Origin of the sequence: Variovorax paradoxus (assembly GCF_029919115.1) — a bacterium.
GTDB classification, from domain to species: Bacteria; Pseudomonadota; Gammaproteobacteria; order Burkholderiales; family Burkholderiaceae_C; genus Variovorax; species Variovorax paradoxus_O.
The window spans coordinates 5,161,101-5,184,529 of the sequence record NZ_CP123990.1; the positions used below are offsets into that span (position 1 = coordinate 5,161,101).

The 23,429-nt window shown below is 66.0% G+C and carries 18 protein-coding genes; 14 read left to right on the top strand and 4 right to left on the bottom strand.

Features of this window, described 5'->3' with window-relative positions:
* Positions 1 to 8: 8 nt before the first annotated feature.
* The gene (purH, locus tag QHG62_RS24705) at positions 9 to 1,616 is read left to right on the top strand and encodes a bifunctional phosphoribosylaminoimidazolecarboxamide formyltransferase/IMP cyclohydrolase (protein ID WP_281148241.1); all 1,608 of its coding nucleotides are present in this window, start codon (positions 9 to 11) and stop codon (positions 1,614 to 1,616) included.
* A 102-nt stretch (positions 1,617 to 1,718) separates the two neighbouring features.
* Here the strand turns inward: purH and hemL are convergent, their stop codons facing one another.
* Positions 1,719 to 3,014 (bottom strand): glutamate-1-semialdehyde 2,1-aminomutase, encoded by a 1,296-nt coding sequence (hemL, locus tag QHG62_RS24710; protein WP_281148242.1) that lies wholly within the window; start codon positions 3,012 to 3,014, stop codon positions 1,719 to 1,721.
* Positions 3,014 to 3,976 (bottom strand): bifunctional hydroxymethylpyrimidine kinase/phosphomethylpyrimidine kinase, encoded by a 963-nt coding sequence (gene thiD, locus QHG62_RS24715; protein WP_281148243.1) that lies wholly within the window; start codon positions 3,974 to 3,976, stop codon positions 3,014 to 3,016. The genes hemL and thiD overlap by 1 nt, the downstream gene beginning before the upstream one ends.
* A 111-nt stretch (positions 3,977 to 4,087) precedes the next feature.
* On the opposite strand from thiD, the gene QHG62_RS24720 reads away from it, so the two are divergent.
* The 6 genes from QHG62_RS24720 to QHG62_RS24745 all read left to right on the top strand — a co-directional run bounded on the left by QHG62_RS24720 (position 4,088) and on the right by QHG62_RS24745 (position 14,102).
* The gene (locus QHG62_RS24720; protein WP_007838397.1) at positions 4,088 to 4,258 is read left to right on the top strand and encodes a rubredoxin; all 171 of its coding nucleotides are present in this window, start codon (positions 4,088 to 4,090) and stop codon (positions 4,256 to 4,258) included.
* Between the two features lie 83 nt (positions 4,259 to 4,341).
* Positions 4,342 to 4,740, top strand: coding sequence for a response regulator (locus QHG62_RS24725; protein WP_126749384.1), 399 nt, complete (start codon positions 4,342 to 4,344; stop codon positions 4,738 to 4,740).
* Positions 4,740 to 5,105 carry a response regulator gene (locus QHG62_RS24730; protein ID WP_281148244.1) on the top strand — a complete coding sequence of 122 codons (366 nt, stop codon included), beginning with the start codon at positions 4,740 to 4,742 and terminating at the stop codon, positions 5,103 to 5,105. The genes QHG62_RS24725 and QHG62_RS24730 overlap by 1 nt, the downstream gene beginning before the upstream one ends.
* 19 nt (positions 5,106 to 5,124) lie before the next feature.
* A complete protein-coding gene (locus QHG62_RS24735; protein ID WP_281148245.1) occupies positions 5,125 to 5,658 on the top strand; it encodes a chemotaxis protein CheW in 534 nt (177 codons plus the stop codon).
* Between the two features lie 43 nt (positions 5,659 to 5,701).
* Positions 5,702 to 8,026, top strand: coding sequence for a methyl-accepting chemotaxis protein (locus QHG62_RS24740; protein WP_281148246.1), 2,325 nt, complete (start codon positions 5,702 to 5,704; stop codon positions 8,024 to 8,026).
* A 28-nt stretch (positions 8,027 to 8,054) separates the two neighbouring features.
* Positions 8,055 to 14,102 carry a hybrid sensor histidine kinase/response regulator gene (locus tag QHG62_RS24745; protein ID WP_281148247.1) on the top strand — a complete coding sequence of 2,016 codons (6,048 nt, stop codon included), beginning with the start codon at positions 8,055 to 8,057 and terminating at the stop codon, positions 14,100 to 14,102.
* A gap of 45 nt (positions 14,103 to 14,147) precedes the next feature.
* Here the strand turns inward: QHG62_RS24745 and QHG62_RS24750 are convergent, their stop codons facing one another.
* The gene (locus QHG62_RS24750; RefSeq protein WP_281148248.1) at positions 14,148 to 15,647 is read right to left on the bottom strand and encodes a cryptochrome/photolyase family protein; all 1,500 of its coding nucleotides are present in this window, start codon (positions 15,645 to 15,647) and stop codon (positions 14,148 to 14,150) included.
* On the opposite strand from QHG62_RS24750, the gene QHG62_RS24755 reads away from it, so the two are divergent.
* Genes QHG62_RS24755 through QHG62_RS24780 form a run of 6 tightly spaced genes read left to right on the top strand, consistent with a single transcriptional unit; the run spans position 15,648 to position 20,204 of the window.
* Positions 15,648 to 16,247: a YqgE/AlgH family protein gene (locus QHG62_RS24755; RefSeq protein WP_126749378.1), complete on the top strand. Its 600-nt coding sequence runs from the start codon at positions 15,648 to 15,650 to the stop codon at positions 16,245 to 16,247. It abuts the gene before it with no gap.
* Complete coding sequence (ruvX, locus tag QHG62_RS24760) at positions 16,247 to 16,696, top strand: Holliday junction resolvase RuvX (protein ID WP_281148249.1); 450 nt, start codon at positions 16,247 to 16,249, stop codon at positions 16,694 to 16,696. The genes QHG62_RS24755 and ruvX overlap by 1 nt, the downstream gene beginning before the upstream one ends.
* Positions 16,693 to 17,190 (top strand): bifunctional pyr operon transcriptional regulator/uracil phosphoribosyltransferase PyrR, encoded by a 498-nt coding sequence (gene pyrR, locus QHG62_RS24765; protein WP_281148250.1) that lies wholly within the window; start codon positions 16,693 to 16,695, stop codon positions 17,188 to 17,190. The genes ruvX and pyrR overlap by 4 nt, the downstream gene beginning before the upstream one ends.
* Entirely contained in the window at positions 17,190 to 18,152 is a 963-nt protein-coding gene (locus QHG62_RS24770; RefSeq protein WP_093016831.1) for an aspartate carbamoyltransferase catalytic subunit, read from the top strand. The genes pyrR and QHG62_RS24770 overlap by 1 nt, the downstream gene beginning before the upstream one ends.
* Positions 18,149 to 19,432, top strand: a complete 1,284-nt coding sequence (locus QHG62_RS24775) for a dihydroorotase (protein WP_281148251.1) — start codon at positions 18,149 to 18,151, stop codon at positions 19,430 to 19,432. The genes QHG62_RS24770 and QHG62_RS24775 overlap by 4 nt, the downstream gene beginning before the upstream one ends.
* A 25-nt stretch (positions 19,433 to 19,457) precedes the next feature.
* The gene (locus tag QHG62_RS24780; protein WP_281148252.1) at positions 19,458 to 20,204 is read left to right on the top strand and encodes a lysophospholipid acyltransferase family protein; all 747 of its coding nucleotides are present in this window, start codon (positions 19,458 to 19,460) and stop codon (positions 20,202 to 20,204) included.
* Between the two features lie 242 nt (positions 20,205 to 20,446).
* Here QHG62_RS24780 and QHG62_RS24785 read toward each other — a convergent pair whose 3' ends face one another.
* Positions 20,447 to 22,714 (bottom strand): putative bifunctional diguanylate cyclase/phosphodiesterase, encoded by a 2,268-nt coding sequence (locus tag QHG62_RS24785; RefSeq protein WP_281148253.1) that lies wholly within the window; start codon positions 22,712 to 22,714, stop codon positions 20,447 to 20,449.
* 398 nt (positions 22,715 to 23,112) lie between these two features.
* On the opposite strand from QHG62_RS24785, the gene QHG62_RS24790 reads away from it, so the two are divergent.
* Positions 23,113 to 23,418, top strand: coding sequence for a hypothetical protein (locus QHG62_RS24790; protein ID WP_281148254.1), 306 nt, complete (start codon positions 23,113 to 23,115; stop codon positions 23,416 to 23,418).
* The last annotated feature ends 11 nt before the right edge of the window (positions 23,419 to 23,429 follow it).

Here is a 23,429-nt window from a genome sequence, read left to right on the forward strand (position 1 = left end):
CATATTCCATGGCCCAGACCGCACTCATCTCCGTCTCCGACAAAACCGGCATCCTCGAATTCGCGCAAGCGCTGCATGGCCTTGGCATCAAGCTGCTGTCCACCGGCGGCACCGCCAAGCTGCTCGCCGATGCCGGCCTGCCGGTCACCGAAGTGGCCGACCACACCGGCTTTCCCGAAATGCTCGACGGCCGCGTGAAGACGCTGCATCCCAAGATCCACGGCGGCCTGTTGGCGCGCCGCGACCTGCCCGCGCACGTGGCGGCCATCAAGGAACACGGCATCGACACCATCGACCTGCTGGTGGTCAATCTCTATCCGTTCGAAGCCACGGTGGCCAAGGCCGGCTGCACGCTCGAAGACGCCATCGAGAACATCGACATCGGCGGACCGGCCATGGTGCGCAGCGCCGCCAAGAACTGGAAAGACGTCGGCGTGCTGACCGATGCCTCGCAGTATCCCGTGGCGCTGGCCGAGCTCCAGGCCGGCGGCAAGCTCAGCGACAAGACCAAGTTCGCGTTCTCGGTGGCCGCGTTCAACCGCATTGCCGACTATGACGGCGCCATCAGCGACTATCTCTCGGCCATCGACTTCGAGGCCAGCATCGGCCAGCCTGCGCCCACGCGCTCGCTGTTCCCGGCGCAAAGCAACGGCCGCTTCGTGAAGGTGCAAGACCTGCGCTATGGCGAGAACCCGCACCAGCAGGCCGCGTTCTACCGCGACCTGCATCCGGCGCCGGGCTCGCTCGTGTCTGCCAGGCAGCTGCAAGGCAAGGAGCTCAGCTACAACAACATTGCCGACGCAGACGCCGCATGGGAATGCGTCAAGAGCTTCGACGTGCCGGCCTGTGTGATCGTGAAGCATGCCAATCCTTGCGGTGTTGCGGTTGGCAAGGATGCGGCCGAAGCCTATGGCAAGGCTTTCAAGACCGATCCGACTTCCGCCTTCGGCGGCATCATTGCTTTCAATCGTCCGGTCGACGGCGAAACCGCGCAGGCTATTGCCAAGCAATTCGTCGAAGTGCTGATGGCGCCCGGCTACACGCCCGAGGCGCTCGAAGTGTTCCAGGCCACCAAGGCCAAGCTCAACGTGCGCGTGCTCGAGATCGCATTGCCCAAGGGTGGCGCCACCGACTGGGACAACGGCCGCAATGCAATGGACGTCAAGCGCGTCGGCTCGGGCCTCCTGATCCAGACCGCCGACAACCACGAGCTCGCGGTGAGCGACCTCAAGGTAGTGACCAAGAAACAACCCACGCCCGAACAGCTGCAAGACCTGCTGTTCGCATGGAAGGTCGCCAAGTACGTGAAGAGCAACGCCATTGTGTTCTGCGCCGGCGGCATGACCATGGGCGTGGGCGCCGGCCAGATGAGCCGCCTCGATTCGGCGCGCATCGCGAGCATCAAGGCCGAGCATGCAGGCCTGTCGCTCAAGGACACGGCCGTGGCAAGCGATGCGTTCTTCCCGTTCCGCGACGGCCTCGACGTGGTGGTCGACGCCGGTGCGAGCTGCGTCATTCAACCGGGCGGTTCGATGCGCGACCAGGAAGTGATCGATGCCGCCGACGAGCGCGGCGTGGTCATGGTGCTTTCGGGCGTGCGCCACTTCCGCCACTGAGCGCCAACCGCTCATGCGCCCGTCTGGGCGAAGGCCGGGTTGTCCGCCAGCGTTTCGCTGGTGGGCAGCCCGGCCTTTTTCTTGGCGGGACGGACGTTCGGCTTAACGGCGCTTGGACGCCTTGAAGATCTGCCTTGCCGCTTCGATCGTGACGGCAATGTCGTCGTCGCTGTGCGCGGCGCTCACAAAGCCCGCTTCGTAGAGCGCCGGTGCGATGTACACGCCGCGGTCGAGCAGGCCGTGGAACAGCGCGTTGAACTGCGCGTTGTCCGTGGTCATCACGGTCGCGTAGTTCTGCGGCAGTTCGTTCATGAGAAAGAAGCCGAACATGCCGCCTTCGCTGTCGGCATTGAAGGCTTGGCCTTCCGCCGCGGCAGCCGCCTTCAGGCCGGCGACCAGCGACTGCGTCTTCTTCGACAGCGCTTCATAGAAGCCGGGCTTGGCGATCTCCTTCAGCGTGGCCAAGCCGCAGGCCGTGGCCACGGGGTTGCCCGAGAGCGTGCCGGCCTGGTAGACCGGGCCGAGCGGTGCAAGCTGCTCCATGATGGCGCGCGGGCCGCCGAAAGCCGCCAGCGGCATGCCTCCGCCAATGACCTTGCCGAGCACCGTGAGATCGGGCGTGATGCCCAGCACGCCTTGCGCGCCGTGCAGGCCCACACGAAAGCCCGTCATCACTTCGTCGAACACCAGCAGCGCGCCGTGCTGCGTGCACAGGTCGCGGCAGCGCTTGGCGAATTCGGGCGTGGCGCGCACGAAGTTCATGTTGCCGGCGATCGCCTCGATCATCAGGCAGGCGATGTCGTTGCCGTGCAGCGCGAAGGCTTCTTCGAGTTGGGCGATGTTGTTGTACTCGAGCACCAGCGTGTGCTGCGTCACCTCGGGCGGCACGCCGGCCGACGTAGGGTGGCCGAAGGTGGCGAGGCCCGAGCCGGCCTTGACCAGCAGCGCGTCGGCGTGGCCGTGGTAGCAGCCTTCGAACTTGATGATGTGCTTGCGGCCGGTGGCGCCGCGGGCCAGGCGCAGCGCGCTCATGGCGGCTTCGGTGCCCGAACTCACGAGCCGCACCATCTCCATCGACGGCACCAGCGCAAGGATGGCTTCGGCCAGCTCGATCTCGCGCTCGGTGGGCGCGCCGTACGAGAAGCCCTCGAGCACGGCCTTTTGCACCGCCTCGACGACGGCCGGGTGGCCGTGGCCAAGGATCATGGGGCCCCACGATCCGATGTAGTCGATGTAGCGCTTGTCGTTGGCGTCCCAGAAGTAGGCGCCTTCGGCACGGCGGATGAAGCGCGGCGTGCCGCCCACGGCCTTGAAGGCGCGCACGGGCGAATTGACGCCGCCGGGAATGACTGCGCGTGCGCGGTCGAAAAGAATGTCGTTTTGGTCAGCGTTTGGCATCAATGTCTGGTGTCGTGAGGGGGCAGGGCAAAGTCGGGTGGCGTGTCGGGGTCTTCCTCGTCATCGTCGTCTTCGGGCTCGGCCCAGAACAGGCGGTCGGGAAGCACGTGGCCCATGCCGGGCCTGAAGCCCGCATCGAGGCAGCGGTCCATGTAGGCCAAGGCTTCGGTGGTGGCGGCCACCAGGTCGGTGCCGCTCGCGAGCAAGGCCGCCAGCGCGGCCGAAAGAGTGTCGCCGGCGCCAGCAAAAACGGCTTCGAGCCGCTCGTACTTTTCGCTAGCGAGCACTGACTGCGGAGAGGCCAGCACGTTGTCGATGAACTGGTCGGGCAGCACCATGCCGGTTACCAGTGTGTAGGGCACGCCAAACTCCCCGGCGGCCTTGGCGATGTCGCGTGCGCCGGGCGGGCGGTCACCGCTCCAGTCGGGAAGCAGCCACCGCCACAGCGTACTGTGGTTTCCAACCAACACTGTGGCCTGCGGCAAAAGTAACTCTCTAAAAGCGTCCAGGTAGGGCTCGATCAGGTTCTCGTCCCACCAGGAAAGGTTGGGCATATAGGCCACCAATGGCACATCGGGGTAGTCGGACGCGGTCTCGGCAATGGTGCTCAGGGTGTCCGGGCTGCCGACAAAGCCTACCTTGATCAGCTGGACTTCCACGTCCTCGAGGATGGCGCGCGCCTGCTCGGCCACGGCCTCTTCGTCGAAGGCGAAATGGTCGAATATCTCAGCCGTGTCCCGGGCGTAGGCGCCTGTGACCACGGGAAGCATGTGTGCGCCCACCGACGCCATTGCCAGGGCATCGGCGCCCAGGCCGCCGGCACCGCTCGGATCGCTGGCGTTGAAGACCAGCACGCACGGCGGATTCAGGTCGCGCTCGGCTACCTCTTCGGCGTCCGCCGAGGGGTCGTTAAGATCGCCCGGGTTGCGGGCGTTGTCTGCTGGATGTAAGTAAATGGTCATACGCCGGGCAAAATCCCCTGGATGGTGGCATAGGCGCGACGTTTACGGTCCGCCAGTGAGATACGCATAGATACACTCGTTGCATTTAATGAACAAGGACTTTAAGCTCCGATGAATACGAAAACTTGGATGTGCCTGATTTGTGGGTGGATCTATGACGAAGCGGTTGGTGTACCGGAAGACGGCATCGCAGCAGGCACGGCCTGGGCTGATGTTCCGATGAACTGGACCTGTCCTGAGTGCGGTGCGCGCAAGGAAGACTTCGAAATGGTTGAAATCTGAAGAGCATGGCATAGGGCTACGCGATTTGCGTCGATGTACGGCGCGGCGGGCATCCAAGTCTCATCTCAGCAGGAGCGTGTGCAATGGGGCCGAATGGATCAGGTTACAAGGTGCTTGTCATCGATGACAGCAATACGATCCGGCGCAGTGCCGAAATATTTCTGAAGCAGGGCGGTCACGAGGTTCTTCTGGCGGAAGACGGCTTTGACGCGCTCTCGAAAATCAATGACCACAAGCCGCATCTGATTTTCTGCGACATCCTGATGCCTCGCCTGGACGGTTACCAGACCTGCGCCATCATCAAGCGCAATGCTCAATTCTCCAATGTTCCGGTCGTGATGCTCTCCTCGAAAGACGGCGTCTTCGACAAGGCCCGCGGCCGCATGGTCGGATCGCAAGACTACCTGACCAAGCCTTTCACCAAAGACCAGCTGCTGCAGGCCGTGCAGCAGTTTGGCATTGTTCAACAGGAAGTGCAGTAATGCCCATTCGAAAAATCCTCGTCGTAGACGACTCCAAGACGGAACTGGTGTTCCTGTCAGACCTGCTCCGCAAGAACGGCTTTGCCGTCAAGACCGCTGAAAACGCCGACGACGCCATGCGCCGTCTCGAAGAAGAGCAGCCCGACCTGATCCTCATGGACGTGGTGATGCCCGGCCAGAACGGCTTTCAGCTGACCCGCGCGATTGCCCGCGACCCGAAGTACGGCTCGATCCCGATCATTCTTTGCACCAGCAAGAACCAGGAAACCGACCGCGTCTGGGGCATGCGCCAGGGCGCGCGCGACTACATCGTGAAGCCGGTCAACGAGGCCGACCTGATGTCGAAGATCACCGCGCTCGCCTGAGCTGGAGCCGACCGAGTCCATGGCCAATCGCGACGCTCTCCGAGCCTTCCAGTCCCGGCTTGCAAGCCGCCTGCAGGCTGCACGCACGACTGGCGTCGCCGCCACGTGGCTCGCGGTCGAGGCGGGGGAGGGCAAGTTCCTCTTTCCTCTCGGCCACGCGGGCGAAATATTCCCCTGGACGCCTCCGCAGCCCGTGCCCTACTCGCAGCCGTGGTTCCTGGGCGTTGCCAACCTGCGCGGCGGCCTTTATGGCGTGGTGCAGCTTTCGGCATTCGCCTCGGGCGTTCCGAGCGGACCGGCCGCCACCGAGGCGGCCCGCATGCAATCGCGGCTCGTTGCCCTCAACGAGCTGCTCGAAGTCAACTGCGCATTGCTGGTCGACCGACTGGCGGGGTTGCGCGGCGCCGAGGCCTTCACGGCCGCGGAGCCGCCAAGCGCAGAAGCACCTGCCTGGCTGGGGCATCTGTACACCGATGCGGCGGGTGAGCGCTGGCAGGAAATCAACCTGCAAGCGCTTTCGCAGCAACCCGAGTTTTTGAGTATTGGCGCCTAGTGCCTTCGCACAGCCCAAAGACAACCACCCTGAAGGACCGACCGTGAGCTCGATCGCCGACAAGTTCAAGAAATTACTGCCCGCGAACAGCGGCAACGAAAAGGCCCGCGTCGACGGCTCAGGTTCCACCTTGTCGCTCGACGATGTCGATACGGTGCAGGCACTGGACGAGAAGACCGTCCGCCTGGCCCGAAAACAAGGCCGCTCCGCCGACGAGCCCACGCCCACCGGCTTTGCCGATGGCGGCGCGCTGCCTCCCAGCGAAGCCGCCAATGAGGCCGGCGCGGGCGCGCTCGACGCGGCCCAGGCCGCCGCAGCCGCCAAGGCCGGCTCCAGGCCGGCGCGTCAGCAGCGGATCCTGGCCATCATGCTGGCCGTCGTGGTGTTGCTGCTGTTGCTGGTGGCCGGCTCCGCCATTCTTCGCGCCGAACGGCTCGCCCAGCAGGTGGCTGCCACCGGTCAGTCACTGATGCAATCGCAGCGTCTCGCAAAATCGATCTCGCAGGCTCTCGTGGGCAGCGCGCCCGCGTTCGTCGAAGTGAAGGACAGCGCCGACGACCTCACGCGCCGCGTGCAGGGCCTCACCAACGGCGACGATGCCTTGCGACTCGAGCGTGTGGGCAACCAGTACGACGAGGACATGGCCAAGATCAACCCGCTGGTCGCCCGTGCGGATGCCAGCGCCAAGGTCGTGCTGTCGCAGCGCCAGATCCTGACCCAGGTGGGTGCCGCCTTGCGCGACATCAACCAGCAATCGTCCGCGCTGCTCGAAATGACGGAAACCGTCGCTTCGCTGAAGATGCAGCAGAACGCCACGCTGCCTGAAATTTCGGCCGCCGGCCAGCTCGTGATGCTGACCCAGCGTATCGGCAAGTCGACCAACGAATTCTTCACGGTCGAGGGCGTGAACCCCGACGCCGTGTTCCTGCTCGGCAAAGACTTGAACACCTTCCAGGAAACCACCCGCGGCCTGCTCGACGGCAATGCGCAGCAGCGCTTCCCCGGCTCGAAAGACCCGCAGACCCGCCAGCAGCTCGAAGCCATCCTGAAGACCTACGAGCAGATGCGCACGCAGGCATCCGCCATTCTGGGCAACCTGCAGGGCCTGGTGGCCGCGCGCGAAGCGCAGGCTTCCATCCTGACCGACAGCGAGCCACTGCGTAAATCGCTCGGCGAGCTGCAGGACAAGCTGTCCGCACGCACGGGCCTCGGCGCCGGAACCATCGTGCTGCTGTTCGTGCTGTCGCTGGCTGCCCTGGCCCTGGCCGGCGCCATCGGTTTCGTGCAGGTGCGCGAAGGCCGCGAACGTGCCGCCATCGCTGAACGCGAGCGTCTTGCAGCCGAACAGGCCAGCGACGAAGCCGGCCGCATCAACAACGCCAACCAGGCCGCCATTCTTCGGCTGATGAACGAACTGCAGACGGTGGCCGAAGGCGACCTGACGCAGGAAGCAACCGTGACCGAGGACATTACCGGCGCTATTGCCGACTCGGTGAACTACACGGTGGAAGAACTGCGCCTGCTGGTGGGCAACGTGCAGAACACGGCAACCCGCGTGGCGCAGACGACGTCGCAGGTGGAAAGCACCTCGACCGAACTGCTCGCCGCCTCGACCGAACAGCTGCGCGAAATTCGCGAGACTGGTCAGTCAGTGCTGACAATGGCCGAGCGAATCAACGGCGTGTCCTCGCAAGCGCAAGAGTCGGCCACTGTGGCGCGCCAGTCGCTGCAAGCCGCATCGTCGGGCCTGCAGGCCGTGCAGAACGCCATCGGCGGTATGAACTCCATCCGCGACCAGATCCAGGAAACCTCCAAGCGGATCAAGCGCCTGGGCGAATCCTCGCAGGAGATCGGTGAAATCACCGAGCTGATCTCGGACATTACCGAACAGACGAACGTGCTGGCGCTGAACGCCGCCATTCAGGCCGCATCGGCCGGTGAAGCCGGTCGCGGCTTCTCGGTGGTGGCGGAAGAAGTGCAGCGGCTGGCTGAACGCTCCGCGGACGCCACGCGCCAGATTTCGGCGCTGGTGAAGGCCATTCAGACCGACACGCAAGACGCGGTGGGCGCCATGGAGCGTTCCACCCAGGGTGTGGTCGAAGGAGCCAAGCTGTCCGACAATGCCGGTACCGCACTGACGGAGATTGACCGCGTGTCGCGCCGCCTCGCAGAACTGATTGAGCAGATTTCGCAATCCGCCTCCCGCGAAGCCGATTCGGCCAACGTGGTGGCTGCCAACATCCAGCACATTTTTGCGGTAACCGAGCAGACCGGAGAAGGTACCCGTACCACCGCCCAGCAGGTGCGCGAGCTTTCGCAGATGGCGGAAGAACTGCGTCGCTCGGTGGCCCGTTTCAAAATTGCCTGACAAGAGATAAGAACGGCGAGCATCCAACGTGTCGATCCAAACCCCTGCCACGGCCCCCCTCGCTGGCAACGTGCCGGCCACCGAAGACCTTGGGCCGCTGGCCTGGGTTCTGGGAGAAATCCAGAAATCCCTCGACAGCGTTGCCAAGTCGCTGCGGCGCTTCGTGCGCGACGTGGGCAATACCGCGGAACTCGAGAGTGGCCCGCTGCAAGTGGCTCGCCAGCAGCTGCACCAGTCCGTCGGTGCGTTGCAGATGGTGGGCAACACTGCGCCGGCGCTGGTGCTTGGCGCCATCGAATTCGCGGTCCAGGGCTTCATTGCCGAACCGCAGCGCTGCACCGAGAGCGCGGTCGTAAAGATCGAGCGTGCCGGCTTTGCCGTCGTCGATTTCCTCAACGCCCTGCTGGCCGGCAAGCCCGTGTCGTCGGTGGCGCTGTTTCCGCAGTACCGCGATGTGCTCGAACTGGTCGGCAACGAGCGCGTCCATCCGGCGGACCTGTGGAGCATTGCCTGGCGTTGGGTCGAAGTCCGTCCCGCGCTGACCCAGGCCGCATTGGCCTATGACCCGGCGGTGCGTTCGCGGCTCGACCGCGAAGTGCTGCAACTGGTCAAGACCGGCGACGCACAAGCTGCTCGCCGGCTGCACGCGCTGTGCCTGGGGCTCGGACGCGGCGCGCTGCTGCCCCGCGTCGCAAGCTTCTGGACGCTGGCCGCGGGCTTCTTCGAGGCTTTGGCGCTCGAGCTGATTCCGTCGGACTCATACGTCAAGCGTGCCGCTTCGCGGGTGCTGCTGCAATACGCCACGCTCGCGCGCGGCGACAGCACTGTCTCCGACCGCCTGGGCCAGGACCTGCTGTTCTTCTGCGCACAGGCCGTGCCTACCGGCCGCGATGACGCCGCCACGCTGCGCACCGTGCGCAGCGCCTGGGGCGTGGCAAACGAGCCCTACGTCAACTACAGCGTCGAGCAATTCGGCCGCTTCGATCCGCTGGTGCTCACGCAAGCCCGCAAGCGCATCGAAACCGCCAAGGAAATGTGGTCGGCGCTTTCGGGCGGCGACGTCACCCGTACCCGCCAGGTGTCCGACACCTTTGCGCAGTTGGGCGAATCGCTGCAGAAGCTGCATCCGCCGAGCCTGCCGATGGTGGAAGCGCTGACGCACGCGGTCGAAGCGTCCGTGCGCAGCGGCCAGGCGCCCGACACCGAACTTGCGATGGAAGTCGCCACCTCGGTGCTCTACCTGGAAGCCGCGCTCGAAGACCTCGACCCGAGCGATCCGCAGCTCACCTCCCGCACCCTGCAACTGGCCGGCCGCATCGAGCGCGTTCGCGCCGGCGGCCATTCGGAGCCGCTCGAGCCCTGGATGGAAGACCTGTATCGCCGCGTGAGCGATCGCCAGACCATGGGAACCGTGGTCGACGAGCTGCGCAGCCACCTGAGCGAACTCGAAAAGTCGCTCGACCAGTACTTCCGCCGCCCGGCCGAAAAGGCACTGCTGCGCACCGTGCCGAGCCAACTGCTGCAAATGCGCGGGGTGTTCTCGGTGTTGGGCCTGGAGCAGGCCGCGCACACCGTGCAGCGCATGCGCGACGACGTCGAGCAGATGCTCGTGGGCAATGCTTCGCCCGTCGAGGAAATGCACAGCTTCGATGCGCTCGGCAACAACCTGGGCGCGCTCGGCTTCCTGATCGACATGCTGGGCTACCAGCCGGCGCTGGCCAAGCGCCTGTTCGTGTTCGATGCCGAAGCCGGCGAACTCAAGCCGCTGATGGGCCGCCAGGCCGACACCGGCGGCGCAGATGCCGCAGTGGCAGACGGCAAGCCCGCGGCCGCCGAAGCCGTGCTCAGCATCGAGGAAGTCGATGCACAGATCGCTTCGAAGCTGGCCGCACTCGCCACGCCCAACCGCAAGGCGAAGGTGTCGCCCATCGAGGAATTCAGCCGCAAGGCCGACAGCTGGACCAACAAGATCACCGGTCCCGCAGCGCTGCCCGACACCGAAGTTACCGAACTCGAAGAAGACGACCTGCAGAACATCTTCCTCGACGAGGCCCGCGAGGTGGTGCAAAACGGCCTGGCCGCCATCGACGAGCTTGGCGGCCACCCCGACGACACCGAAGAACTCACCATCCTGCGCCGTGCGTTCCACACGCTCAAGGGCAGCTCGCGCATGGTCGGGCTCACCGACTTCGGCGACGCCGCCTGGTCCTTCGAGCAGGTGCTCAACACCTGGCTGGCCGACCAGCGCGACGCCACGCCCGAGCTGCTTTCCGCCACCCGCAATGCGCTCGGCGAATTCAGCGAATGGGTGGAAGCCATTGCTTCCGGCGCCGCGCACAGCTGGCAGTCGTCGCATTTCAGCCGCGTGGCCAACGCCCTGCTGGCCGGCGAACCCGTGCCGACCGCGCCGCCGCGCGCCGATGCGGACGCCCTTGCGGTAGCTGCGCGCCATATTGCCGCGGAGCCGCCTGTGGCTGCGCCGCTGCCGATGCCGGAGTTGCCCGAGCTTCCGGATCTGCCCGACCTGTCGCTGGCGCCCGTTGCGCCACAGGAGCCTGCACCCGCACCCGCACCCGCCTTCGAACTGCCGGTGCAGGCGCTGGAGGAGCCCGCAAGGCACGAAACCGACGACGACTTCGCATCGACCGACTTCCTCGACTTCGACACCAAGCCGAGCCCGGAAGAGTCTTTCGAGGTGCTGACCGGCAGCGGAGATTTCGATTTCCTTGCGGCCGAGAAGGTGGAGCCCGCACCGCCGGCCGCTCAATTTGCCGCCGAACCGGCCGCGGAACCCGCGCCGGTTGCCACGCCCGAGCCGCTGCCCGACCTGGACTGGGCACCCGAGCTCTCGCCAGCCAGGGAGAGCGAGCCCGCAGCCCTTGCCCCGGCCGAGCCTGTGTCCGTGTCCGTGGAAGAAGAGCCCGTGGCTGCCGCACCGGCGTTCCTGCTGGAGCCGGAAGAAGAACCCGCCGCAACAGTGGCCGAAGCGCCTGCCGCACCGGCAGAGCCGGTCGAACCCCCGTTCGCGGTTGCAGAGACGGTTGCAGTTGCCGAAGAAGCGCCGCAACCCGAACCCGAACCTGAACCCGAGGTGCAGGAAACGGCCGAAGCCGCTGCTCCCTCCGGTGCCGACGACCAGGTCAAGGTCATCGGACCGCTGCGCATAGGCATTGCGCTCTACAACGTCTACCTCAACGAAGCCGACGAGTGGTCGAGGCAGTTGGCTACCGAAGTCGGCGAGTGGGCGCTCGAATCGCACGAGCGCCTGTCCGATTCGACCGTCGCGCTTGCGCATTCGCTGGCCGGCAGCTCGGCAACGGTCGGCTTCCACAGCCTTTCGGGCATGGCCCGCCTGCTCGAAGCCGCGCTGCAGCATCTGCAAATGCAAGGCAGCGGTACGCGCGAACAGGGCGTGGTGCTGGTTGCTGCAGCCGACGAGCTGCGCCGCCTGCTGCACCAGTTTGCCGTCGGCTTCCTGCGCGAACCATCCGAAGGAACGCTGCAGGCGCTGCGCGACATTGCCGCCGCACCCATGCCGGCCGAGGCAGCTGCCCGCGCCGACGTGCGGCCGCTGCAGCACATGGTGGCGACCGACAGCGTTGCCGACGTGTCGCTGGACGACTCCGAAGATGCCATCGACGTGGCCGATGCGGTCGACGTCGACCTGTTCCCGATCTTCGAGGAAGAAGCCGCGGAACTGCTGCCCCAGCTCGGCCAGGCGCTGCGCCAGTGGGCTCACCACCCCGACGACAACGCGCCTCGCGCATCGGTGCTGCGCACGCTGCACACGCTCAAGGGCAGCGCCCGGCTGGCCGGCGCCATGCGCCTTGGCGAGCGGGCGCACCGCATGGAGTCGGAGATCGAAGTCCTGGGTACCCAGGGCGGTGCCGACCGGGCGGAAATCGAAAAGCTGCTCACGCGTCTCGACGCACTGCAGTCCACCTTCGACGCACTGCGCGCGGCGGACGATGCCACCCAGGCCGAAGTGGCCCAGCTCGTGGTGGCGGCAACTGCTGCCCAGCCGGGCGTTCAGCTGGTGCAGGTTGCCGCCGAAGCTGGCGTGCCCGCCAACGACGAGATTGCTGCTGGCGGCGACCAGAACGCCGATGCCGTGGAAACGGCCGCCGTGCCGTCGCTCCTGCCGCGTCCCGCTCCGGCGCTGCTCGCTCCTTTGCGCACTGCGTCCACCCAGGCCGTTCGCATTCGCACCCAGCTGCTCGACCGCCTGGTGGCGCAGACCGGCGAGGTCATCATCACGCGTTCGCGTCTCGAAGCCGAACTCGGCCAGTTGCGCGGTTCGCTCTCCGACCTGACGGGCAACCTCGACCGCCTGCGCCAGCAGCTGCGCGACATCGAAGTGCAGGCCGAAAGCCAGATGCAGTCCCGCCTGGCGCAAGCCAAGGACTCGCAGCAAAGCTTCGACCCGCTCGAGTTCGACCGCTTCACACGCGTGCAGGAACTCACGCGCATGATGGCCGAGTCGGTGAACGACGTGGCCACCGTGCAGCGCACGCTGCAAAAGACGGTGCAGGCAACAGAAGACGACCTGAGCGTCCAGGCACGCCAGACGCGTGAACTGCAGCGCGGCCTGCTGCGCACGCGCATGGTGGAGTTCGAAGGCATTTCGGACCGCCTCTACCGCGTGGTGCGCCAGGCATCGAAAGACACCGGCAAGCAGGTGCGGCTGGACATCGTCGGCGGCTCCATCGAAATGGACCGCGGCGTGCTCGACCGCATGACGCCCGCCTTCGAGCACCTGCTGCGCAATTGCGTGGCGCACGGCATCGAAGACCCGGCCGCGCGCGAAAAGGCCGGCAAGGACGCCAACGGCCTGATCGTGATCGACCTGCACCACGAGGGCAACGACGTCTCGGTGAGCTTCCGCGACGACGGCGCCGGCCTGGACCACAAGCGCATTGCCGAACGTGCCCGCACGCTGGGCCTGCTCGAGCCGGGCCAGGAACTGTCGCCCGAAGAAGCCACCGAGCTGATCTTCAAGCCCGGCTTTTCCACGGCGGGGCAGGTGTCCGAACTGGCTGGCCGCGGCATCGGCATGGACGTGGTGCGCGCGCAGATCGCCGCGCTCGGCGGCCGTATCGAAACGCACAGCACCGCCGGACACGGCACCACCTTCAAGCTGGTGCTGCCGCTCACCACCGCGGTGACGCACGTGGTGATGCTGCGCGCCGGCGAGGTGTCGATCGGCGTGCCGTCCAACCTGGTGGAACTGGTCCAGCGCGTGAGCAGCACCGAGCTCGAAGCCGCCTACCTGCACAACAGCCATCCGTTCGGCAGCGAACAGGTGCCGTTCTACTGGGCCGGCGCGTTGCTGCAGGCCTCGGCGCGCAGCGACCATCCCGCCGGCAAGAACAACACCGTCGTGATCGTGCGAAGCGCGGCACAGCGCGTGGGCCTGCACGTGGACGAAGTGCTGGGCAACCAGGAAGTCGTGGTCAAGAACCTCGGGCCGCAACTCGCGCGCCTGCCGGGTCTGGCCGGCATCTCGGTGCTGGCTTCCGGCGCGGTGGCGCTCATCTACAACCCGGTGGCGCTGGCCGCGGTGCACGGCGAACAGGCGCGCATGCGCCAGGCCGCCGCGCTGGCCGTGTCCGCGCAGGCCGGATCGGCAGAGGCCGACCACGGCGCGCCGCAGGAGCCGCTGCCGATGCTGGCTCCGCCGGTGCCGCAGGTTCCGCTGGTGCTGGTGGTCGACGACTCGATTACCGTGCGCCGCGTGACGCAGCGCCTGCTGCAGCGCGAAGGCTACCGCGTGTCGCTCGCGGCCGACGGCCTGCAAGCGCTCGAGCGGCTCCAGCAGGAGCGGCCGGCGGTGGTGCTGTCCGACATCGAGATGCCGCGCATGGACGGCTTCGACCTGGCCCGCAACATCCGTGCGGACGAGTCGATGGCTGGCCTGCCGATCATCATGATCACCTCGCGCATCGCCGAGAAACACCGCGACTACGCCCGCACGCTGGGCGTGAACCACTACCTGGGCAAGCCTTACTCGGAAGACGAACTGCTGCGCCTGGTGCGTGCGTACACGAGCGAACCGGCATTGGCCGCAGCGGCCTGACGCGCTCTCCAGCGCTCGACCAGTAAAGGGGCCCGCCGGGCCCCTTTATTTTTGCAGCGCCTTCGCCCGCGCCACGCCGTAGCGCTGCAGTGTTTTCTCACGTGCCTCGGCGTGGTCGACCACCGGCTTTGGGTAGGTCTCGCCAAGCTTGATGCCTGCCGCTTCCAGCTCCACCGGCGAGGCTGTCCAGGGCGAATGGATCGCGGCATTCGAAAGGCCCGCCAGTTGCGGCAGGTAGCGGCGGATGAACTTGCCTTCGGGGTCGAAACGCTCGCTCTGCGTCACGGGGTTGAAGATGCGGAAGTACGGCTGCGCGTCGCAGCCGCTGGAGCTTGCCCATTGCCAGCCCCCGTTGTTCGAGGCCAGCTCGAAGTCGTTCAGGTGCAACGCAAAGTAGCGCTCGCCGCGCCGCCAGTCCAGCCCCAGGTCCTTGCACAGAAAACTCGCCGTCACCATGCGCAGACGGTTGTGCATGTAGCCGCTCTGGTTGATCTGCAACATCGCCGCGTCTATCAGCGGGTAGCCCGTGCGGCCCTGGCACCAGGCATCGAACAGCTGGTCGGCATGCTTGCCGTGGTGCCACTGGATCTTGTCGTACTCGGGGCGGAAGCTCTTCGATTCGCCGCCCGAATGCACGTGCGGAAAATGCGCGAGGATCTGGAAGTAGAACTCCCGCCAGATCAGCTCGCTGAGCCAGGTGGCCGCTCCCGTGTCGCCCTGCAGCGAAAGCTGGTGCGCCACCCCCGCCACCTGCCGGATCGACACGGTGCCGAAGCGCAAGTGCACACCCAGGTAGCTGGGGCCCCGCACTGCCGGAAAATTGCGCGCCGCGTCGTAGCGGTCGATGCGCTGAAAAAAGTCTTCGAACAGCGCCGCCGCCCCTTGGGTGCCCGTGGGAATCTCGAGCTCTGAAAGATTGGTTTGCTGAAAGCCGATTTCCTCGAGCGTGGGCACCGGCGCGCGCCAGGTCTCGGGCGGGGCGGCCAGCGCGTCGGCATAGGCCCGAACCGGATACGACTTGAGAAAGAACGAATCCACCTTGGCCAGCCAGGCCCGCTTGTAGGGCGTGAATACCGTGTAGGGCTGGCCGGTCTTGGTCATCACCTCGTCGCGGTCGAAGACGGTCGAATCCTTGTAGGTGTGAAAAGCCACGCCCGCATTGGCCAAGGCTCCGAGCACCTGGGCATCGCGCGCCAGCGCGTCGGGCTCGTCGTCCCGGTTGGCGAACACGGCCTGCACGTCCAGCGCGTGCGCCAGCGCCGGAAGCTCGTCGACCGCGGCGGCATGGCGCACGATCAGCCCGCCGCTCAGGTCGCGCAGCTCGGCATCGAGCTCCACCAGCGACTCCCGGATGAACTCCACACGCCGGTCGGCCCGGGGCAGGGGGTCCAGAATGGCCCGGTCGAACACGAAAACGCACACCACCTGGCGGCAGGCCCGCAGGGCGTGGTAGAGCGCCGCGTTGTCGTCCACGCGCAGGTCGCGGCGAAACCACATGAGCCCTTTGGGATAGGTCTTGTCGACGGCCAGTAAAATCGGCGGCATATGGCTTCCGATTCTGCCCCGATGAACCTCACGCATCACTTTTTGATAGCGATGCCGGGGATGGAAGATAAAACTTTCAACCGCAGCGTCGTCTACCTCTGCGAACACAGCGAGCGCGGTGCGCTCGGCCTTGTGATCAACAAGCCCAGCGACATCAACCTCAAGGTGCTGTTCGAGAAGATCGAGCTGCACCTGGCGCGCCCCGAACTCGGCGACGCCCCGGTTTTCCAGGGCGGCCCGGTGCAAACCGAGCGCGGCTTCGTGCTGCACGAGCCGGTTTTCTCCCATGCCGAAAAGCCTGAAGAATCGGTCTACGCCTCGACCATGACCATTCCGGGCGGCCTTGAAATGACCACCTCCAAGGACGTGCTGGAGGCCCTGGCCACGGGCGCGGGGCCGCGCAAGGTGCTGGTTTCGCTCGGCTACTCGGCCTGGGGCGAGGGCCAGCTCGAATCGGAACTGGCTGAAAACAGCTGGCTCACCGTGAGCGCCGATCCGGCCGTGATCTTCGACACCCCCATCGAGCAGCGCTACGACAAGGCGCTGATGCTGCTGGGCCTGGAAGCCTGGAAACTGTCGCCGGAAGCGGGACACGCGTGATGGCCGCTGCCATGCCAGACGCTCCCGTTCCCTCCGTTTCTCCTGTTCCCGTTGCCGTTCCTTCCCATTTTCAGAGCTTCCTGGCCTTCGACTTCGGCCTGAAGCGAACCGGCGTCGCAAGCGGCAACCGCCTGCTCGGCGCCGCAACCCCGCAGGCCACCATCAAGGCCGAGGGCGATGCCCGCTTTGCCCAAGTCGAGGCGCGCATCAAGGAATGGCAGCCCGACGCGTTGATTGTGGGTGTGCCGTATCACCCCGACGGCGCCCCCCACGAGAACACCCGCCGGGCGCAGAAGTTTGCGCGCCAGCTGCGCGGCCGTTTCAATCTCCAGGTGTTCGAGGTCGACGAGCGCTACAGCACCACCGAGGCACTCGCTTCGGGCGCCCGCGATGCCGACGCGGCCTCCGCCTGCATCATCCTGGAACAATTTTTGAGGAGCCTCCCTTGAGTTCAATACCCGACGCCGAAGCGCTGTACAAGGAGTTGCTGAACGGCGTGAAAGCGCTGATGCGCACAGAAACGAAGCTGGTGGGCATTACCTCCGGCGGCGCCTGGCTCGTGGAGCGGCTGCAAAAAGACCTGGGCCTTGCCGGCGCGCCCGGCGTCATTTCGTCGGCCATGCACCGCGACGACTTCGCGCGCCGGGGCTTGTCAGCCAGCGCGCAGACCGCGCTCCCCTTCGACGTGAACGGCGCCGACGTGCTGCTGCTGGACGACGTGCTCTACACCGGCCGCACCATTCGCGCGGTGCTCAACGAGCTGTTCGACTTCGGCCGCCCGGCCTGCGTGCGGCTGGCGGTGCTGGTCGACCGCGGCGGGCGCGAACTGCCGGTGGCGGCCGATTTTGCCGCCGCGAAACTCACGCTGCCCGATACGCAGTTGCTCGCACTGGCCCGCGCGGACGACGGCGCCTTCAGCCTCAAGGTCGAGGAGAACAGCTGATGCTCTACAAGCGAAATCCGCAGCTCAACAAGAACGGCGAACTGATTCACCTGCTGTCGATCGAGGGCCTGCCCAAGGACATCGTGACGCACATCCTCGACACCGCCGCCAACTTCACGAGCGTGAGCGACCGCGAGGTGAAGAAGGTGCCGCTCCTGCGCGGCAAGAGCGTGTTCAACCTGTTCTTCGAGAACAGCACGCGCACCCGCACCACCTTCGAGATTGCGGCCAAGCGCCTGTCGGCCGACGTCATCAACCTCGACATTGCGCGCTCGTCGGCCACCAAGGGCGAGTCGCTGCTCGACACCATCGCCAACCTGAGCGCCATGGCCGCCGACCTGTTCGTGGTGCGCCACAGCGAGTCGGGCGCGCCCTACCTCATCGCGCAGCATGTGGCACCGCATGTGCACGTGGTGAACGCCGGCGACGGCCGCCACGCGCACCCCACGCAGGGGCTGCTCGACATGTACACGATCCGCCACTACAAGAAAGACTTCTCGAACCTCACGGTCGCCATCGTCGGCGACGTGCTGCATTCGCGCGTGGCGCGCTCCGACATCCATGCGCTCACCACGCTGGGCTGCGCCGAAGTGCGCGTGGTCGGCCCCAAGACGCTGGTGCCCGGCGACATGGCCGGCATGGGTGTGCGCGTGTGCCACACGCTCGAAGAGGGCATCAAGGACTGCGACGTCATCATCATGCTGCGCCTGCAGAACGAGCGCATGAGCGGCGCGCTGCTGCCCTCGTCGCAGGAGTTCTTCAAGACCTACGGCCTCACGCCCGAGAAGCTGCAGCTGGCCAAGCCGGATGCCATCGTGATGCACCCGGGGCCCATCAACCGCGGAGTCGAAATCGACTCCGCCGTGGTCGACGGCAAGCAGAGCGTGATCCTTCCGCAGGTCACTTTTGGAATCGCCGTGCGTATGGCGGTCATGAGCATCGTGGCGGGTAACGAAGCATGAACACACTGATCATCAACGGCCGCGTGGTTGATCCCGCTTCGGGCACCGACAAGAAGGCCGACATCGCCATCGCCGATGGCAAGATCGCCAGCATCGGCAGCGCGCCGGCCAGCTTCAAGGCCGAGCGCACCATCGATGCCGCGGGCTGCATCGTCGCCCCCGGCCTCGTCGACCTGGCCGCGCGCCTGCGCGAGCCCGGCTACGAGCACGAGGGCATGCTCGAAAGCGAAATGGCCGCCGCCATTGCGGGCGGTGTAACCAGCCTCGTGTGCCCGCCAGACACCGACCCCGTGCTCGACGAGCCCGGCCTGGTCGAAATGCTCAAGTTCCGCGCAGAGAAGCTGCAGGGTGCACGCCTGTTTCCGCTGGGTGCGCTGACGCGCAGCCTGGCCGGCGGCGTGCTCACTGAAATGGCCGAGCTCACCGAAGCCGGATGCATCGGCTTCAGCCAGGCCGACGTGCCGCTGGCAGACACCCAGGTGCTGCAGCGCGCGTTGCTCTACGCAAGCACCTTCGGCTACACCGTGTGGCTGCGCCCGCAGGACCGCGATCTGGGCAAGGGCGTGGCCGCCAGCGGCCCGCTTGCCACGCGGCTCGGCCTGTCCGGTGTGCCCGTGTCGGCCGAATCCATCGCCATCTTCACCATCATCGAGCTCATGAAGAGCACCGGTGCGCGTGTGCACCTGTGCCGCATCTCCAGCGCCCGAGGCGTGGCTCTGGTGCGCGAAGCCAAGGCCCAGGGGCTGCCGCTCACCTGCGACGTGAGCATCAATTCGCTGCACCTGGCCGACACGGACATCGGCTTTTTTGACAGCCGCGCGCGCCTGAACCCGCCGCTTCGCCAGCAGGGCGACCGCGACGCGCTTTCGGCCGCGCTGGCCGATGGCACCATCGACGCGCTGGTGTCCGACCACACGCCGGTCGAGGCCGACGCCAAGACGCTGCCTTTTGCCGAAGCCGAACCCGGCGCGACGGGGCTCGAGCTGCTGCTGCCGCTGGCGTTGCGATGGGGCGAGCGCAGCGGCGCCGGCATTGCCCGCGCGCTGGAGGTCGTTACCTCTGCCCCTGCGCGGCTGCTGGCCGCCGCCGATGCGGGCACCGGCATCGGCCGCCTGTCCGAGGGCGGCGTGGCCGACCTCTGCGTGTTCGATCCGGCGCTCGAGTGGCAAGTGCAGCCCGACGCGCTCAAGAGCCAGGGCAAGCACACGCCGTTCGCTGGCTATCCGCTCCAGGGGCGTGCGCGCCACACCCTGGTCGCGGGCCGCGTGGTTCATGGCTGATGAGAAGAAGAGGGCGCACGTCTCGATGATCCGTTCGCTGAAGGCCTGCTGGCGCCTGCTGCATGCGGTGGGGCACGCACTCGGCGGATGGTGGACGATCCGCTTCGCCTTTCCGGGGCTTTCGGAGGAAGAGCGCCACCTGCGGGTGCAGCAATGGTCGCGGCGCCTGCTCGAGATCATGGGCGTCACGCTCAAGGTGCAGGGCACGCCGCCCGCAAAGGGGCCGGTGCTGGTCATTTGCAACCATCTCTCGTGGCTGGATATTTCCACCATCCACGCAGCGTGCCACGTGCGTTTTGTCTCGAAGGCGGGCGTGAAGCGCTGGCCGGTGATCGGCACGCTTTCCACCGGCGCGGGGTCGCTCTATATCGAGCGCGAACGCCGCCGCGATGCAATGCGCGTGGTGCATCACATGACCGAGGCTTTGCAAGGCGGGGACCGCATCGGCGTGTTTCCCGAAGGCACGACAAGCGACGGGCAAGGGTTGCTGCCCTTTCATGCCAACCTGCTGCAGGCCGCCATCTCGTCGGGCGCCCCGGTGCTGCCCGCCGCCCTGCGCTTTGCCGACGCGGCCACTGGAGAGACCAGCCAGGCGCCGCGCTACATCGACGACGACAACCTGCTGACCTCGCTCTGGAACACGCTGCGCGCACCGCCCCTGTTGGCCATCGTGCGCTTCGGCGAGCCGCAGCCTTCGCAGGGCCGCGAGCGCCGCGCCTGGGCTCAGTCGCTGCATGAAGACGTGCAGCAATTGCGCCGCGAAACACACTGAATGAAACACGCCACCTAAAAAAAGCGCTCCCGAGGGAGCGCTTAACGACGCACGAATGCGCCGTGAGGAGGAACCGCAATGTGAAGCCGCACAAGGGAGGAGCCCCTTGCGAGCTTGACTGCAGGTTGAACGCTTCGGCGGCCGCGGCTTGCGGGAGAAGTCAGTTCATGCGCGTGGGCGAGTGCCTACATACGTAGGCCGGGCAGTCTGGGGCCGTTGCGGAGCGGGCGGGCAGCCGGCTTTCAGTCGGCCCGCCCCTGGCCTTCGCCCTTGCTGCGCTCGCTCTGTTCCATGGTGCCCGAGCGCAGAAGGTCGCCCGCCTCGTTGGCGACCACTGCCTCGCTGAAGTAATAGCCTTGTGCAAGGGTCGTGGAGCCCGTCGAGTGGAGGAATGCACGCTGCGCTTCCGTCTCCAGGCCCTCGACGATGATGCCGATGCGTGCCTCTCGTGCCAGGTTCATGATGGCGCGCACGGTGGCTGCGCTGTCCGGGTCGTCAATGGCCCGCTTGAGCATCGACTGCGCGATCTTCAGGTGGTTGACCCGGTAGGTCCGCAGGTATTCGAACGACGAGTATTCAGTGCCGAAGTCGTCGATGGCAATCCGCACGCCGAGCGCCCTGAGCTGCGGCAGCACTTCGTTGTGGCTCCACGTCATCTGGGCCAGCGTCGACTCCGTCACGTCGAACTCCAGGTCGGAAGGGTTGAGTTGCCATTTGGCCAGGCACTCGACCACGTCGCGAACCAGCTCGGCGCCTTTTCTGAGCTGCCCGAGCGACAGGTTGATGGCCACCACGGGCGGCGCCACGCCCTGTTCGCGCCAGAGGCTCATTTGCTTGCACGCTTCGTTCAGCGCCCAGCGGCCGAGCATGACGATGCCGCCGGTTCGTTCTGCAATGGGTACGAAGGCGCTTGCGTCGAGAAGGCCCCGCTCCGGATGGTTCCAGCGCAGAAGCGCTTCCACGCCCACGATTTTTCCGGAAGACAGCTCGACCTGCGGTTGGTAGTAGAGCTCCAGCTGCTCGCGTTCGATCGCCTTCTTCAGGTCTTCGCCGAGTGCCACGCGGTCGCGCACCTCGTGGTCGATTTCTTCGGAATGAAAGTGGAACTGGTTGCGTCCCTCTTCCTTCGACCGGTAGAGCGCCACATCTGCTTGCACGAGCATTTCGTCCGGGCTTGCGCTGCCCGCAATGTACGGGCAGATGCCGATGCTGACGGACACATGCACTTCGTTGCCGCCCAGCATGTAGGGGCGTGCCAGCTCCGCCTGGATTTTTGCGGCCAGCGCACCGGCGGCTGCGAGTTCGCCCATCTCGCTTTGCAGCACCGCGAACTCGTCGCCGCCCAGCCGGGCCACCACGTCGGTTTCGCGCGTGCATTTCTTCAGGCGCTGGGCCACTTCGCGAAGCAGCAGGTCGCCCGTTGGATGGCCGAACATGTCGTTCACCGGCTTGAAATGATCCAGGTCGAGATAGTGGAGCGCAAAGGGCATGGAGCCTCGGCGTGCGGCGGCATGGGCCTGGTGAAGGCGCTCGGTCAGCGTGGCGCGGTTTGCAAGGCCGGTGAGACTGTCGGTGCGCGCCAGCCGCGCAAGCTGTTCTTCGGCCGCCTTGCGCTCGGTAACGTCGATGACGATGCCCTCGACCTCGATGAGCCGGCCCTCCTTGTCGCGGACCGGAACATAGCGGTTCTCCACCCAGCGCCGCGTGCCGTCGCCTGTACACAGGCGGTATTCGATGGAGGCGCCTTCCGCGTCTTTCTCCAGCACGCGGGCCATGGCGTCGGCAACGCCGGCCCGGTCGGCCGGGTCGATCAGCACGTCTGCCCATTCCGGGTTGGCCAGGAGGCCGGCCGGATCGTGGCCGAACTTGGTGATGTTGTGCGAGATGTAGATCAGCGGAAACGTGGGCTCGCCGCGCAGCCGGTACAGGATGGTCGGGCTGTTCTGCACGATGATGTTGGCGTCCGACAGCTCCCGGGTGCGCTCTTCGACGGCCTGCTCGAGCATGTTCATCTTGAAGGCGGCGTCTTGCGTCATTTGCCACTTCATCGTGAGCGCACTGGCCAGCTGGCGCACCTCGATCGGGTCGAACGGCTTCTTGAGCACCAGCAGGCGGTCGCGCGCATCCAGGCGCTCGAACACCTCCACCCACGACTGATCCGCATAGGCGGTGCAGATCACGATCTGCAGGCGCGGATCCACCAGCCACAGCTGCTCGATCGTCTCTACGCCGTCCCAGCCCGGGGGCATGCGCATGTCGATGAAGGCCATGGCATAGGGCTCGTCCGCGTCCAGTGCCTCGCGCACCTTGGCAAGCGCTTCCTGTCCCTGGTAGGCGCTGTGCAGCACAAAGCCGGCCGAGGCCTGCGTGGCCGAGGTGCCGAACAGGGCCGCCTCCATGTCGTCCAGATCCGATGCTGCCGGCCGGGGCAGAAGAATCTTGCGGAAGTCTTCGTGAATCGCAGGCGTGTCGTCCGCCAGGAGAATGCGCCGGTTTTGCTCTTTGCTCATCGGGCTTCTTCTGCCTTCCTGGTTGCAAGTCGGGGCGTGATTGCTGCGCATGTGCGAACCAAATGCCTCATGTAGCGGCTCCTTGCATGATCGATGCATTAGACACTTCGAAGTGTCATTTCGCTTGGGTTCAATGCCTATTCAAGGCCGTGCCGGTGGCCGCGAAGAAACATGCCTGTGCATTGGCCGCCGCGGGCGCAAATGCGGCAGTCCGCAGCCTCGGTTTGCCAATGGCAGTAGCATCCGCCTCTTCAAGCCGGCGGACCGCCCGCCGGCGCTGCTCGTCGACCAGCGCAATGACCTTCCTTTCGGAATCAATCGCCGTGAACAAGAAAATGCATGAGCCAAGCACGCAGAGGCGCCCGAGACCGCCTGTACGCACCACCGTCAAGGACGCAATGATGAAGCGCGACACCGATGTCGATACAGCGACATCGGCGCTCAGGGCCGCTGCCGACGACGTTACCGCCAGCGTTGCCGAACTGATGCACCTCATTGGCCCGAAAGCAGCTTCCACTCCCCTGGAGTGGCGAAGCGGCGGCGCCGATCGCATCGACGCCTGCAAGCAGTTCGGCCTTGTTGGCGAGATTCACGACGTGACCTTTCAGTTGCGTGCACTGCAACGGGCGGCCGAGTTGGCCGCACGTCGCGCACGCCGCCGCGCCGCCGAAGAGATCGCCCGGCGCGAAGGCTCCGGCAGCTGAAAAGCACAGCA